The organism is Nocardioides sp. NPDC087217 (assembly GCF_044744805.1).
In the GTDB taxonomy this organism is placed as follows: Bacteria; Actinomycetota; Actinomycetes; order Propionibacteriales; family Nocardioidaceae; genus Nocardioides.
On the sequence record NZ_JBIUZB010000002.1, the window covers coordinates 230,227 to 243,861 of the forward strand.

11 protein-coding genes are annotated in these 13,635 nt (G+C 70.6%); 8 read left to right on the forward strand and 3 right to left on the reverse strand.

All coding sequences use genetic code 11. The features are described 5' to 3' along the window. Positions 1–654, reverse strand: a complete 654-nt coding sequence (locus ACIO3S_RS08425) for a TetR/AcrR family transcriptional regulator (protein ID WP_400461650.1) — start codon at positions 652–654, stop codon at positions 1–3. A gap of 99 nt (positions 655–753) precedes the next feature. On the opposite strand from ACIO3S_RS08425, the gene ACIO3S_RS08430 reads away from it, so the two are divergent. Genes ACIO3S_RS08430 through ACIO3S_RS08440 form a run of 3 tightly spaced genes read left to right on the forward strand, consistent with a single transcriptional unit; the run spans position 754 to position 5,830 of the window. Next, entirely contained in the window at positions 754–2,238 is a 1,485-nt protein-coding gene (locus ACIO3S_RS08430) for an aldehyde dehydrogenase family protein (RefSeq protein ID WP_400461653.1), read from the forward strand. 29 nt (positions 2,239–2,267) lie between these two features. Next, positions 2,268–3,782, forward strand: coding sequence for an APC family permease (locus ACIO3S_RS08435; RefSeq protein WP_400461656.1), 1,515 nt, complete (start codon positions 2,268–2,270; stop codon positions 3,780–3,782). Then, positions 3,779–5,830 carry an FAD-dependent oxidoreductase gene (locus tag ACIO3S_RS08440; RefSeq protein ID WP_400461659.1) on the forward strand — a complete coding sequence of 684 codons (2,052 nt, stop codon included), beginning with the start codon at positions 3,779–3,781 and terminating at the stop codon, positions 5,828–5,830. Before ACIO3S_RS08435 ends, ACIO3S_RS08440 begins: the two co-directional genes overlap by 4 nt. 266 nt (positions 5,831–6,096) lie before the next feature. Here ACIO3S_RS08440 and ACIO3S_RS08445 read toward each other — a convergent pair whose 3' ends face one another. Next, positions 6,097–7,356, reverse strand: a complete 1,260-nt coding sequence (locus ACIO3S_RS08445) for a flavin-containing monooxygenase (protein ID WP_400461661.1) — start codon at positions 7,354–7,356, stop codon at positions 6,097–6,099. A gap of 180 nt (positions 7,357–7,536) precedes the next feature. On the opposite strand from ACIO3S_RS08445, the gene ACIO3S_RS08450 reads away from it, so the two are divergent. Genes ACIO3S_RS08450 through ACIO3S_RS08470 form a run of 5 tightly spaced genes read left to right on the forward strand, consistent with a single transcriptional unit; the run spans position 7,537 to position 12,176 of the window. Then, complete coding sequence (locus ACIO3S_RS08450) at positions 7,537–7,989, forward strand: RidA family protein (protein WP_201451046.1); 453 nt, start codon at positions 7,537–7,539, stop codon at positions 7,987–7,989. Then, positions 7,986–8,654, forward strand: coding sequence for a DUF1028 domain-containing protein (locus ACIO3S_RS08455; RefSeq protein ID WP_400461665.1), 669 nt, complete (start codon positions 7,986–7,988; stop codon positions 8,652–8,654). Before ACIO3S_RS08450 ends, ACIO3S_RS08455 begins: the two co-directional genes overlap by 4 nt. After that, positions 8,654–9,793, forward strand: coding sequence for a M20 family metallopeptidase (locus ACIO3S_RS08460; RefSeq protein ID WP_400461671.1), 1,140 nt, complete (start codon positions 8,654–8,656; stop codon positions 9,791–9,793). The genes ACIO3S_RS08455 and ACIO3S_RS08460 overlap by 1 nt, the downstream gene beginning before the upstream one ends. Further along, positions 9,790–11,238 carry an aspartate ammonia-lyase gene (locus ACIO3S_RS08465; protein WP_400461674.1) on the forward strand — a complete coding sequence of 483 codons (1,449 nt, stop codon included), beginning with the start codon at positions 9,790–9,792 and terminating at the stop codon, positions 11,236–11,238. The genes ACIO3S_RS08460 and ACIO3S_RS08465 overlap by 4 nt, the downstream gene beginning before the upstream one ends. A gap of 20 nt (positions 11,239–11,258) precedes the next feature. After that, positions 11,259–12,176 carry a LysR family transcriptional regulator gene (locus ACIO3S_RS08470; RefSeq protein WP_160024103.1) on the forward strand — a complete coding sequence of 306 codons (918 nt, stop codon included), beginning with the start codon at positions 11,259–11,261 and terminating at the stop codon, positions 12,174–12,176. Positions 12,177–12,209: 33 nt separating this feature from the next. On the opposite strand, the gene ACIO3S_RS08475 is transcribed toward ACIO3S_RS08470, so the two are convergent. Beyond that, the gene (locus ACIO3S_RS08475) at positions 12,210–13,601 is read right to left on the reverse strand and encodes a cytosine permease (RefSeq protein ID WP_350721157.1); all 1,392 of its coding nucleotides are present in this window, start codon (positions 13,599–13,601) and stop codon (positions 12,210–12,212) included. Positions 13,602–13,635 lie beyond the last annotated feature (34 nt).

Sequence of the window (13,635 nt, forward strand, 5' to 3'; positions counted from 1 at the left end):
CTACCTCGCAGCCGGCGGATTCTTTGCCTTCTTGGGCAATTCGGGGTCGATCGGAGCGACTCGGACGCCGAGGGCGGAGTGAGCGTAGCTGGCCAGCTGCTGCTCGGCGCGCTCGAGGGTCAATGACGAGTTGTGGGCGAGCAGGTGGAGGCCGAAGGCGTCCTCGAGGGCCACGAAGTTGCGGGCGATGGCCTCGGCCGAGTCGGTCAGTGTGAAGGCGCCGGTGGCGCGCCCGACCTCGAGCACGGCGGTGTAGAGCGAGACCTCGCGGTCGAAGAGCAGCGTCATCAGGGTCGCGTGCATCGGGCTGCGGCTCGCATTGACCGAGATCTCGTCGAGGACCTGGCTCAGGAGAAGGTCCTCACCTCGGGGAAGACCGGAGTACATCAGACGGCCGAGCTTCTCGGCGGGGGAGAGGTCGCCCTCGATCGCCCGCTGCCGGGACCAGTAGTAGCGGTCGGTCGCGGCCTGGTGGGCGGCCTCGATGAGGCCGTCGAGCTCGGGGTAGTAGTAGGCGATCAGGCGCGGTGAGATCCCGGCCTCGGCGGCGATGTTCTTCATCGTGGCGCCGGCCAAGCCGTGGGCCGCGATCACGGTGAGTGTTGCCGCGGTCAGATGTTCGCGCCGAGCGGCCTGGTCCTTGCGTCGAGCCATGCTCAACCGTAACGCGTATGTGAAATCTGCGGGCGAATGATTGACACCTGGTGTGGCGAGGCTCATATTTGCGGTGAAGCGCAAAGAAAGGACTTGCTTGTGCACACCCACCAGGACTGGCGAGAGATCGCCGCCGAGGTCCGGCCCCGGACCCGACCGTTCATCGGCGGCCGTTCCGTCGACACCGCGGAGGGCTCCTTCGAGAACCGCAACCCCGCCACCGGAACGCTGCTGGCCGAGGTCGCCGACGCCGGTGCCGCCGGTGTCGACGCGGCGGTGCGCGCGGCGCGGGCGGCGTACGGCGACGGGGGCTGGTCGCGGGCGGGTGTCGCCTTCCGCCGGGAGCGGATGCTCCGCTTCGCCGACCTCCTCGCCGACCATGCCGCCGAGCTCGCGGTCCTGGACTCGCTCGACATGGGCAAGCGGGTGGTGGATGCGTACGACCTCGATCTGCCGTTCTCGGTGAACCTGTTCCGCTACTACGCCGAGGCCATCGACAAGATCAACGACGAGGTGGCGCCCACCCCGCCGGGCACCACGGCGCTGATCCGCCGCGTGCCGCTCGGCGTCGTCGGCGCGGTCGTCCCGTGGAACTACCCGGTCGACATGCTCGCCTGGAAGGTCGCCCCGGCGATGGCGGCCGGTAACAGCGTCGTGCTCAAGCCCGCCGAGCAGTCGCCGTCCTCGGCGCTGCGGATCGCCGAGCTCGCCGCCGAGGCCGGGATCCCCGACGGTGTCCTCAACGTCGTCCCCGGACTGGGGGAGACCACCGGCAAGGCGCTCGGCCTCCACCGAGACGTCGACGTGCTCGCGTTCACCGGCTCGACCGAGGTCGGCGCGTACTTCCTGCAGTACGCGGGCCAGTCCAACCTCAAGCAGGTCTGGCTCGAGTGCGGCGGCAAGAGCCCGCACGTCGTCTTCGCGGACGCCGAGGACCTCGCCACCACGGCCAAGCAGACCGCCTTCGGCATCTGGTTCAACCAGGGTGCGGTCTGCTCGGCACACTCCCGCGTCCTGGTCCAACGCGAGGTCCACGAGGAGTTCGTCGATCTCGTCGCGAAGGAGGCCGCGGCGTACGCCCCCGGCGACCCGCTCGACCCGGCCGCCGGGATGGGCGCGATCGTCTCGCCCGAGCAGACCGACCGGATCATGCAGTTCGTCGACGGCGCCAAGACCTCGACGGCGCGCCTGGTCACCGGCGGCGAGCGGGTCACCCGCGACGGCAGCGACTGCTACGTCCAGCCCACCGTCCTCGACGACGTCGACCCGGCCGCCGCGCTCGCCCGCGAGGAGGTCTTCGGGCCTGTCTTGGCGGTCACCGCCTTCGACACCGAGGACGAGGCGGTCGCGCTCGCCAACGACACCCCGTACGGCCTGGCCGCCTCGGTCGCGACCAGCAACCTGAGCCGCGCGCACCGGCTCGCCGAGCGGATCCACGCCGGCACCGTGACCGTGAACGGCGTCGACGCCTTCAGCGCCTGGACCCCGTTCGGCGGGTTCAAGGGCTCCGGCTTCGGGCGCGACCTCTCGCTGCACGCCCTCGACAAGTACGTCGGTCTCAAGACCGTCTGGATCAACCACTGACCGCCAGCCCGACCAGCCAGGGACACACCATGACGCAGACCAACCAGCCGACCGCCCTCGCGGCCGAGCAACAGTCACATCTCCGCAAGACCCTGCGACGCTTCGACATCGTCTTCCTGCTCATCGCGGCCGTCGTCGGCCTCGAGACCCTCGGGCAGGTCTCGCTCTACGGCGCCGAGGCGTTCACGTGGGCCCTCGTGCTCGCGGTCTTCTTCCTCGTGCCGTACGGCCTGATCTTCGCCGAGACCGGCGCCGCGTTCAGCGAGGAAGGCGGGGCCTACACCTGGGTCCGGGACGCCTTCGGGCGCCCGGCCGCCGCGGTGGCCGCGATCCTGACCTGGATCACCCAGCCGGTGTGGGTAGGTGGCTCGATGGCGTTCCTCGCCGCCGAGACGGTGAGCGTCTACATCACCCCGCTCGAGCACGGCTCGGTCGGCGACTACCTGTTCAAGATCGTCTTCATCTGGATCACCGTGGTCGCCGCGATCGCCAGCCTCGCCAAGGGCAAGTGGCTGCCGACCAGCGGCGCGATCCTCAAGGTCGGCCTGCTCGCGTTCTTCGTGCTGACCACGGTCATCTACGCCGCCAAGAACGGCGTCGTCGACCTCAGCGGGGGCGACTTCAGCCCGACCCTGCTCGGCCTGTTCGGCTCGGTCCCGATCCTGCTCTTCGCCTACCTCGGCTTCGAGTCCTCCAACAGCGCCGCCGGCGAGATGGAGAACCCGGCCCGCGACGTACCGGTCTCGATCTTCCGCTCCTGCGCCACCGCCGCGGTCTGCTACCTGGTGCCGATCTTCGCGATCCTGCTCGTCGTCCCGAGCGACGACATCACCGGCATCGGCGGCCTCCTCGACGCCGTCGGCACCGTCTACTCCGTCTACGGGGCCGCCGCCGAGCCGCTGCTCACGCTCACCGCCGTCGTCTTCGTCTACATCCTGATGAGCCAGGGCGCGGCGTGGATGATCATCTCCGACCGCATGCAGGCGATGACCGCCGCCGACGGCTCCTTTTTCGGCGGGTTCTTCGGCCGCTTCCACGAGGGCCTCGGTACGCCGGTGCGGGTCAACATGCTCTCCGGCGTCGTGGCGACCGTGTTCCTGCTCGTCGCCATGCAGGTGACCGGCGACGGCGCCTCGATCTTCGGTGTCGTCCTCACGATCTCGATCTCCACCTTCCTGCTCAGCTACCTGCTGGTGATCCCGGCCGCGATCCGGCTGCGCACCCGCTACCCCGACCGCCCGCGCCCGTTCCGGGTCCCGGTCTCCGACCGCGGCTTCGCGCTGCTCGGCTGGCTGGCCTTCGCCTGGGTCCTGCTCGGCTCGTGGGTCGCGGTGTTCCCGGGCACGCTCGAGCGGTTGTTCGGCGAGGCGTACCCGTTCAAGGAGATCTGGGGCGTGAGCCAGCTGACCTTCGAGGTCTTCACGCTCGGCACCCTCGGCTGCCTGCTTCTGCTGTGCGGCATCGGGTACGTCCGTGGTGCCCGCGTCCGCGCCGAGGTCGGCGCTCCCGTCCCGTCCGTTCCCAGCGAGGAGCCCACCCGATGACCGCTTACGACATCCTGTTCGAGCCCGTGCAGATCGGGCCGTTCACCACGAAGAACCGCTTCTACCAGGTGCCGCACTGCAACGGCATGGGCTACCGCGACCCCAGCGCCCAGGCGGCGATGCGCAAGATCAAGGCCGAGGGCGGCTGGTCGGTGGTGTGCACCGAGCAGGTGGAGATCCACGCGACCTCCGACATCGCGCCGTTCATCGAGCTGCGGATCTGGGACGACCAGGACCTGCCCGCGCTCAGGCGGATCGCCGACGCGATCCACGAGGGCGGCGGCCTGGCCGGCATCGAGCTCGCCCACAACGGCATGAACGCGCCGAACCAGCTCAGCCGCGAGACCCCGCTCGGGCCCGCGCACCTCCCGGTCGCCCCCGACACCATCGCGCCGGTCCAGGCCCGGGCGATGTCGCTGCAGGACATCGAGGACCTGCGGCGCTGGCACCGCAATGCCGTACGCCGCTCCCTCGAGGCCGGCTACGACGTCGTCTACGTCTACGGCGCCCACGGCTACGGCGCCCCGCACCACTTCCTCTCCCGGCGCTACAACAACCGCACCGACGCGTACGGCGGCTCGCTCGAGAACCGGATGCGACTGCTCCGCGAGCTCCTCGAGGACACCATCGACGAGGTCGCCGGCCGGGCCGCGGTGGCCTGCCGGATCACGGTCGAGGAGGAGATCGACGGCGGCATCACCCGCGAGGACATCGAGGGCGTGCTGCGCGAGCTCGGCGAGCTGCCGGACCTGTGGGACTTCGCGATGGGCAGCTGGGAGGGCGACTCGGTCACCTCGCGGTTCGCACCCGAGGGTCGCCAGGAGGAGTTCGTCGCCGGGCTGAAGAAGCTCACGTCCAAGCCCGTCGTCGGCGTCGGCCGGTTCACCTCGCCGGACGCGATGGTGCGCCAGGTCAAGGCCGGCATCCTCGACCTGATCGGCGCGGCCCGCCCGTCGATCGCGGACCCGTTCCTGCCGAACAAGATCCGTGACGGCCGGCTCAACCTGATCCGCGAGTGCATCGGCTGCAACATCTGCGTCTCCGGCGACCTCACCATGTCGCCGATCCGCTGCACCCAGAACCCGAGCATGGGGGAGGAGTGGCGCCGCGGCTGGCACCCGGAGCGGATCCGCGCCAAGGAGAGCGACTCGCGCATCCTCGTCGTCGGCGCCGGTCCCTCCGGTTTGGAGGCGGCCCGGGCGCTCGGCGTACGCGGGTACGACGTCGTGCTGGCCGAGGCCGGCCGCGACCTCGGCGGCCGGGTCACGGCGGAGTCGAAGCTGCCCGGGCTCTCGGCGTGGGGCCGGGTCAAGGAGTACCGCGAGGCCGTCCTCGCCGAGCTCCCCAACGTCGAGATCTACCGCGAGAGCCCGATGGCCGCCGAGGACATCGTCGAGTTCGGCTTCGAGCACGTCATCACCGCGACCGGTGCCACCTGGCGTACCGATGGCGTCGCCCGCTTCCACACCACCGCGATGCCGATCGCCGAGGGCGCCCAGGTTCTCGGGCCCGACGACCTCTTCGCGGGCCGGCTGCCCGACGGCAAGAAGGTGGTCGTCTACGACGACGACCACTACTACCTGGGCGGTGTCGTCGCCGAACTGCTCACGCAGAAGGGCTACGACGTCTCGATCGTCACCACCGGCGCGCAGGTGTCGTCGTGGACCAACAACACCTTCGAGATCAACCGGATCCAGCGACGGCTCATCGAGAACGGCATCACCCGGGTGACCGACCACGCGGTCACGTCCGTCGGGACCGGCGGTGTCCGGGTTCAGGACGTCTACGCCGGTATCGAGCGTGACCTCGACTGCGACGCCGTCGTCATGGTGACCGCCCGCCTTCCGCGCGAGGAGCTCTACCTCGACCTGCTCGCCCGTCGCGACGCCGGCGAGATCGCCTCCGTACGCGGCATCGGCGACTCCTGGGGCCCCGGCACCATCGCGGCCGCCGTCTGGTCCGGCCGCCGCGCGGCCGAGGAGTTCGACGCCGTCCTGCCCTCCAACGACGAGGTGCCGTTCCGGCGCGAGGTGACCCAGCTGGCCTGAGGCGCAACCCGCCAGCTGGGCAGAGAACCGCGCCCCGGCCTCCTCGCGAGGCCGGGGCGCGGTGCTTGTCGTCCGCAGACCCGATGCCGAGTCGGCTCATCTTGACCGGATCCGGTGCCGAGTCGGCTCGTTCTGACCGAATCGGACGTCGAGCCGGCGCGTCATGACGAGCCGACTCGGCGGGGGTTGGGTCGGGAAAGAAAGACGATGGCCCGGATCCCTTTCGGGATCCGGGCCATCGGTGTGACGCGGCTGTGCGCCGTTGATCAGCCGCGCGCCTGTCGGTCGTACGCCGCGTAGCTCCGCTGCGTCGCGAGGTGGCCGGCGACGTGCTTGGCGTCGTGCCAGACACCCCAGATGAAGCTCGAGCCACGGCGGGAGAGCCAGGGGAGGCCGACGAAGTAGATGCCGGGCTCGGTGGAGACGCCGCGGCGGTGGGCCGGGCGACCGTTCTCGTCGAGCGCGTCGACCTGGAGCCAGCCGTAGTCGGTCGCGAAGCCGGTCGCCCAGATCACCGTGGTGATGCCGGCCTCGGCCAGGTCGAGGGAGAGCAGAGGGGTGGTCGCGGCCGTCGGGGCGGGGCCGAGGTCGCGGGCCGAGGGCTCCTCGGGCAGGTCGATGCCGTTGCGGGTGACGTACTCGTCGGCGGCGTCGAGAAGGGCGAGGTAGTTGGCGTCGCCCTGGGCGATGTTCTCGGCCAGGTCGTCGCGGAAGGTGAGCGTGCCGGCGTCGAAACGGTCGGTCATGCCGACGAGCCGGATCCCGCTCGCCTCGAGGGCGCGGAAGTCGACGGTGTGGCCGCCACGGGCGCCGCTGACGGCGATCGTGACGTGCTCCGCACCGGCGGCCGGGGTCTCCAGGTCCCACAGACCCAGGACGCCGAGCCACCAGCAGAAGTCGCGGCCGCGGTAGCTGCGCGGGGGACGGTCGTGCGGGCCGACCGAGAGGTGGACCTGGCGGCCGGAGCGCTGCAGCTCGTCGGCGATCTGGACGCCGGACGAGCCGGCGCCGACGACGAGAACGTTGCCCTCGGGAAGCTGGTCGGGGTTGCGGTAGTCGCTCGAGTGCATCTGCACGGCGACCGCGCCGTCCGGCACGATCGGCGGGTAGACCGGCCGCTGGAACGGGCCGGTCGCCGCGACCACGAACCGCGCGTCGATGACGCCGTCGGAGGTCTCGACCCGGAAGCCCGGACGGCCCTGGTTGCGGGTCACCGAGGTGACCTCGACGCCGGTCCTGATCGGAGCGGCGATCTTCTCGGCGTACGCCTCGAAGTAGGCCGCGACCTGGTCCTTGGTCGCGAACGCGTCCGCGTCGACGTCCTGGAACTCCAGGCCCGGGAAGCGGTCGTGCCAGGCCGGGCCGTTGGCGACGAGCGAGTCCCAGCGCATCGTGCGCCAGCGCTCGGCGATCCGGTCACGCTCCAGCACGAGGTGTGGTACGCCGTTGTCGCTCAGGTGCTCGCTCATCGCCACACCGGCCTGACCTGCGCCGACGACGAGGACCTCGATGTCTTCGTTTGCCATACCCAGATCCTGAGCCGCCGCCCTTGGTCATGTCCAACAGATGTTGTTGGCCTTACCCATCGGATCGAGTGATGCAATCCTGATGCAATCGCAGCCGACGTCACTGCATCTGTTTCATTGACGACAGTCCTTGGAAACATCTGTTGGACACATGCTCTCGGACGAGGTGGACTGGTCGTCGTGGAGACCAACAAACCCAGCAGCATCGTCGTCGGCGGGCACACCCGGATCCGCCCGTTCAACACCAGCGTCACCTACCCCGAGCAGAACCTCGACAACGACCTGTGCCAGGCCGTCGTCGCGGGCAACACCGTCTACGTACGCGGTCAGATCGGTCAGGACCTCGACACCAGCGAGTCGGTCGGCATCGGCGACGTCGAGGCGCAGACCGAGCAGGCGATGGCCAACATCAAGATGCTGCTCGAGGAGGCCGGTGCCGAGATGGAGCACCTGGTCAAGCTCACCATCTACATCGTCGACCCGCGCTACCGCGAGACGGTCTACCGGACGATCGGCCGCTGGACGAAGGGCGTGCACCCGATCTCCACCGGCCTGGTGATCTCTGCCCTGGCCCGCCCGGAGTGGCTGGTCGAGGTCGACGCGATCGCCGTGATCCCCGAGGTGGCGAAGTGACCTTCTCCGTCCTCGCGACCGACGGCACGGGCGCCGTCGGCATCGCCGTGACCTCGTCCAGCCCGGCCGTCGCCGCGCGCTGCATCCACCTGCGCCCTGGCGTCGGCGGTGCCTCGTCGCAGAACATCACCGACCCGCGCCTGGGCACCGAGCTGCTCGACGCCCTCGCCTCGGGGCTCGATGCCCGGGCCGCGCTCGCGTCGGTCACCCAGGGCCGCGAGCACATCGACCACCGCCAGCTGACCGTTCTCGGACTCGACGGCGCCGGTGCCGCGTACAGCGGCTCCGGGTCGCTCGGCATCCACCACCACGTCGTCGCGCCGCAGGTGGTCGCCGCCGGCAACCTGCTGGCCGGCACCGAGGTCGTCGACGCCATCGTCACGGGCTTCGAGGCCGCGACCGGGGATCTGGAAGAGCGGCTCCTGGCCGCCCTGGAGGCCGGGCTGGCCGCGGGCGGCGAGGCCGGACCGCTGCACTCGGCGGGCCTCTCCGTCGTACGCGACGTCGCCTGGCGGGTCACCGACCTCCGCGTCGACTGGAGCGAGCGCCCGGTCGAGGACCTCCGCGACCTGCTGAAGGTCTGGATGCCGCAGCGCGACGACTACGTGACCCGCGGGCTCGATCCCACCGCCGCCCCGTCCTACGGGGTCCCCGGGGACGAGTGATGACCACCGCGAAGCAGTACGCAGCAACCACCGTCGGCAGCGACGCCGAGCGCCTCATCCGGCTCTCCGAGCAGCTGCACGCGAACCCCGAGACCGCCTGGGAGGAGCACCGTTCCTCGCACCGGGTCGCGGAGTCGCTCGAGGAGGCGGGGTTCACCGTGACTCCGGCCTATCTCGGGCTGGAGACCGCCTTCCTGGCGACCTTCGGCAGCGGTCCGTTTCGCATCGGTCTGTGCGCCGAGTACGACGCCCTCCCCGGCCTCGGCCACGCCTGCGGCCACAACCTGATCTCCGCGATCACCGTCGGCGCCGCCCGCGCGCTGGCCCCGCTGGCCGACACCGCGGGACTCACCATCGAGGTCTACGGCACCCCCGCCGAGGAGGGCGGCGGCGGCAAGATCGAGCTGCTCGAGCGCGGCGCCTTCGCCGGGCTGGACCTGGCCATGATGGCCCATCCGGCTCCCGTCGACGTCGCCGAGGCCGAGCCGTTCGCGGTCTCCCACTCGCACGTCGAGTACCGCGGCAAGGCGGCCCACGCGGCGGCCTATCCCGAGCAGGGCGTCAACGCCGCCGACGCCTTCACCATCGCCCAGGTCGCGATCGGCCTGCTCCGCCAGCAGCTGCCGCCGACCGTACGCGTGCACGGCGTGATGACCAACGGGGGAGAAGCACCCAACGCCATCCCCGCGCGGACCGAGGGCCGCTGGTACGTCCGCGCCGAGAGCCTCGCCCAGCTCGCCGAGACCGAGGAGAAGGTCTGGCGCTGCTTCGAGGCCGGCGCGCTCGCCACCGGCGCGCAGCTCACCGTCGAACCCGAGAGCAAGCCGTACGCCGAGTTCCGCACGTTCGCGCCCGCGCTGGCGGCGTACCGGCGCAATGCCGAGGAGATCGGCCGGGTCTTCGACCCGGGGACCCCCGCTCGCCGGATGAACCGAGCCTCCACAGACATGGGCAACGTCTCCCAGGTCGTGAACGCCATCCACCCCTACGTCGGCATCAACTCCGGGACCGCCCTCAACCACCAGCCCGAGTTCGCCGCGCACTGCGTCGGTGGGGACGCCGAGAAGGCGCTCCTGGACGCCGCCACCGCGCTGGCCTGGACCGCCCTCGACGTCGCCGAGGAGGCGGCCGCACGATGACCACCGTCGACGCCACGGCCACCCGCACCGAGCACGACTCGCTCGGCCCGTTCGAGGTCCCGGCGAGCGCCTACTGGGGCGTGCACACCGCCCGCGCGCTGCGGAATTTCCCGATCAGCGGCACCACCGTCGGGAGCCACCGCTCCCTCGTCGCCGCCCTCGGCGCGGTCAAGCTCGCCGCCGCGCGGGCCAACCACGAGCTCGGCCTGCTCGACGACCGTCGCCACGACGCCATCGCCGCCGCCGCGCAGGAGGTCCGCGACGGAGCGCTCGACGACCAGTTCGTCGTCGACGTGATCCAGGGCGGCGCCGGCACCTCGACCAACATGAACGCCAACGAGGTCGTCGCCAACCGCGCGCTCGAGATCCTCGGCCTGCCGCTCGGCAGCTACGACGAGATCCACCCGCTGGACCACGTGAACCGCTGTCAGTCGACCAACGACGTATACCCGACCGCCGTCCGGCTCGCCCTGGTCGGCGCGATCGACCGTTTGGTCGAGGCCACCGCGGCCCTCGCCGACTCGTTCGCCCGCAAGGCGGCCGAGTTCCGCGCGGTCCCCAAGATCGGACGTACGCAGCTCCAGGACGCCGTCCCGATGACGGTCGGCCAGGAGCTCGGCGCCTTCGCCATCACGCTGCGCGAGGAGCTGACCCGGCTGGCCGACTCGCGGGTGCTGCTGTGCGAGATCAACCTCGGCGCCACCGCGATCGGCACCGGGATCACCGCCCACCCCGACTACCGGCGGCTCGCCGTACGACACCTCGCCGAGATCACCGGCCTGCCGGTGGTCGGCGCGGGAGACCTCGTCGAGGCGACCAGCGACACCGGCGCGTTCGTGCAGGTCTCCAGCGTGCTGAAGCGGATCGTGGTCAAGGCGTCCAAGATCTGCAACGACCTGCGGCTGCTCAGCTCCGGTCCGCAGGCCGGGCTCGGCGAGCTCCAGCTGCCCGCCCGCCAGGCCGGGTCGAGCATCATGCCCGGCAAGGTCAACCCGGTCATCCCGGAGATGGTCAACCAGGTCGCCTTCTGGGTGATCGGCAACGATCTGACCGTCACCATGGCCGCCGAGGGCGGCCAGCTCCAGCTCAACGCGTTCGAGCCGGTGATGGCGCACGGCCTGCTGCAGGGCTTCACCTGGACCGCCGCCGCCTTCGACTCGCTGCGGGAGATGTGCGTCGACGGGATCACCGTCGACGCCGCCAAGCTCGCCGCCGCTGCCGCCGGTAACGCCGGCCTCGCCACCGCCCTGACCCCGCTGCTCGGCTACGCGCGGTCCGCCGAGATCGCCAAGGCCGCGCTGAGCGGTGCGGGCGACGTACGGGATCTGGCGCTTGCCGCCGGCGGGCTCGACCCGGTCGTGCTCGACGCGCTGCTGCGACCCGAGACGCTCGCGAACCTCGACGCAACCGGCGCCGACCGCGTCAACGGGGCGAAACGAGAGTGACTTCGGGCAGGATGGCCCGCATGGCCGAGCCGTCCTTCACCCTGACCCAGCTGCGCTACTTCGCCGCGGCCGCGGAGCTGGGCAGCATGACCGCCGCGTCGCGGCAGCTCGTGGTCTCGCAGTCGGCCGTCTCGACGGCGGTCGCCCAGCTCGAGAAGGAGCTGGGCGTCCAGCTGCTGCTGCGCCACCATGCGCGCGGCCTGACCCTGACGGCTGCCGGCGAGGAGTTCTACCGCGAGCTGCGCAGCTACCTCGTGCACACCAGCGAGCTGGTCGAGGTGGCGCGCTCCGCGGGCCAGGCGCTCGTCGGCGACCTCGCCATCGGCTGCTTCACCACCCTGGGCCCCTTCGAGCTGCCCCGACTGCTGGCCGCCTGCGAGCAGGATCACCCCGGCATCCACGTCTCCGTCGTCGAGGACGAGCACGCCGCGCTCAAGCACGCGCTGCGCTCGGGCAGCTGCGAGCTGGCGCTCATGTACGGCTACGACCTCGACGACGACATCGACCACGTCCGTGTCGGCCTGGCGGCGCCGTACGTCCTCATCGGCAAGGGCCACCGGCTGGCGCGCCGCAAGAAGGTCGCGCTCGCCGAGCTCGAGGAGGAGCCGATGGTGCTCCTGGACCTGCCGCACAGTGGCCAGTACTTCGAGCGGCTCGTCGAGTCGGCCGGCTTCCGCCCGCAGATCCGGCACCGCAGCGCCGGCTTCGAGACCGTGCGGGCGATGGTCGCCAACGGCCAGGGATGGTCGGTCCTCAACCAGCGCCCGGCGAGCGACACGACGTACGACGGCGCGCAGATCGTGACCCTCGAGATCACCGACCCGGTCGAGCCCCTCGAGGTCGTGCTGGCCTCGATGAAGGGCGTACGCCTCACCGCCCGCGCCCAGGCATTCGTCCGCTCCTCGGGCCGGGCAGCGCGACGGCGGGAAGGCCGCTGACGCGACCTCCCCGCCGTGGGAGTGCTCGGTTCCTCAGGCGTGCGAGGCCAGTGCCATCTCGCTCGGCGCTAGCTTGCGGCCGCGAGCCAGCAGGTAGTAGATCGGGGCGGTCGCGACGAGGCCGATGATCCAGCTCAGGTCGGCGCCGTTGAGCCTGTCCGCGACCGGCCCGGTGTAGAGCGGCGTCGCCATGAACGGGATCTGGACGACGATGCCGATCACGTAGGCGAGGATCGCCTGGCCGTTGAAGCGGCCGTAGATGCCGCCGTCGGCCGCGAAGATCGAGTCGAGGTCGTAGTTGCCGCGGTGGATCAGGTAGAAGTCGATCAGGTTGATCGCGGTCCACGGAACCAGCACGACGAGCAGCGCGAGCACGATGTCGACGAAGTGCGAGATGAAGTTGCCGGAGACGCCGATGGCGAAGTACGTCGAGGCGGCCATCACCACCAGCGAGAGCACCACGCGGCTGCGGGCGGTCGGGATCCAGGACGCGACGAACGTCTGCACGCAGGTGATGACCGAGAGCACGGTGCCGTAGAGGTTGAGCGCGTTGTGGCTGATCACCGAGAGCAGGAACAGGACGAGCAGTGGCGTACCGAACGCGCCGGTGGTGTCGCGCACCCCGGTCATCACCTCGACGCCCGGCTTCATCGCCAGCGCCACGATCGCGCCGAAGACGAACGGCAGGATCGAGCCGAGGGTGCAGCCGAGGTAGGTGGCGGTGAAGGTCGCCTTCACCCCGACGCCGGCCGGCAGGTAGCGCGAGTAGTCCGAGACGTACGGCGCGAAGGCGATCTGCCACAGGGCACCCAGCGAGACCGTCGCGAGGAAGCCGGCGGTGCTGTAGCCGCCCTGGGTCCAGAAGCCCGCGGGCAGGCCGGAGACGAAGATCGCGACCGTGCCGAGCACGATCCCGATGCCGAGGACCCAGGTCGCGACCTTGTTGAGCGAGTGGATCACCTTGTAGCCGATCACGGCGATCAGGCCGGAACCGAGCGCCCCGAGGACGATGCCCGCCTCGACCGGGATCGGGTCGGCGATGCCGTGCAGCGACTGCCCGGCGAGGACGATGTTGGAGGCGAAGAAGGCCAGGTACATGACCGCCGCGATCACCACGACGATCAGTGCCCCGTAGGAGCCGAACTGGCCGCGGCTCTGGATCATCTGCGGGATGCCCATCTGCGGGCCCTGGGCCGAGTGCAGCGCCATGAAGACGCCGCCGACGAGGTGGCCGACCACGATGGCGACGACGCACCAGAACAGATCGAGGCCGAAGACGGTGACGCCGGCGGCACCGGTGACGACGGGCAGGGGAGCGATGTTGGTCCCGAACCACAGGGTGAAGAGGTCGCGCACCTTGCCGTGGCGGTCCTCGGGTGGGACGTAGCCGATGGTGTGCTTCTCGACGACTGGCTGGTCAGACATGGTCATTCTCCAAAGGTGTGAGGCGCCCCACCAT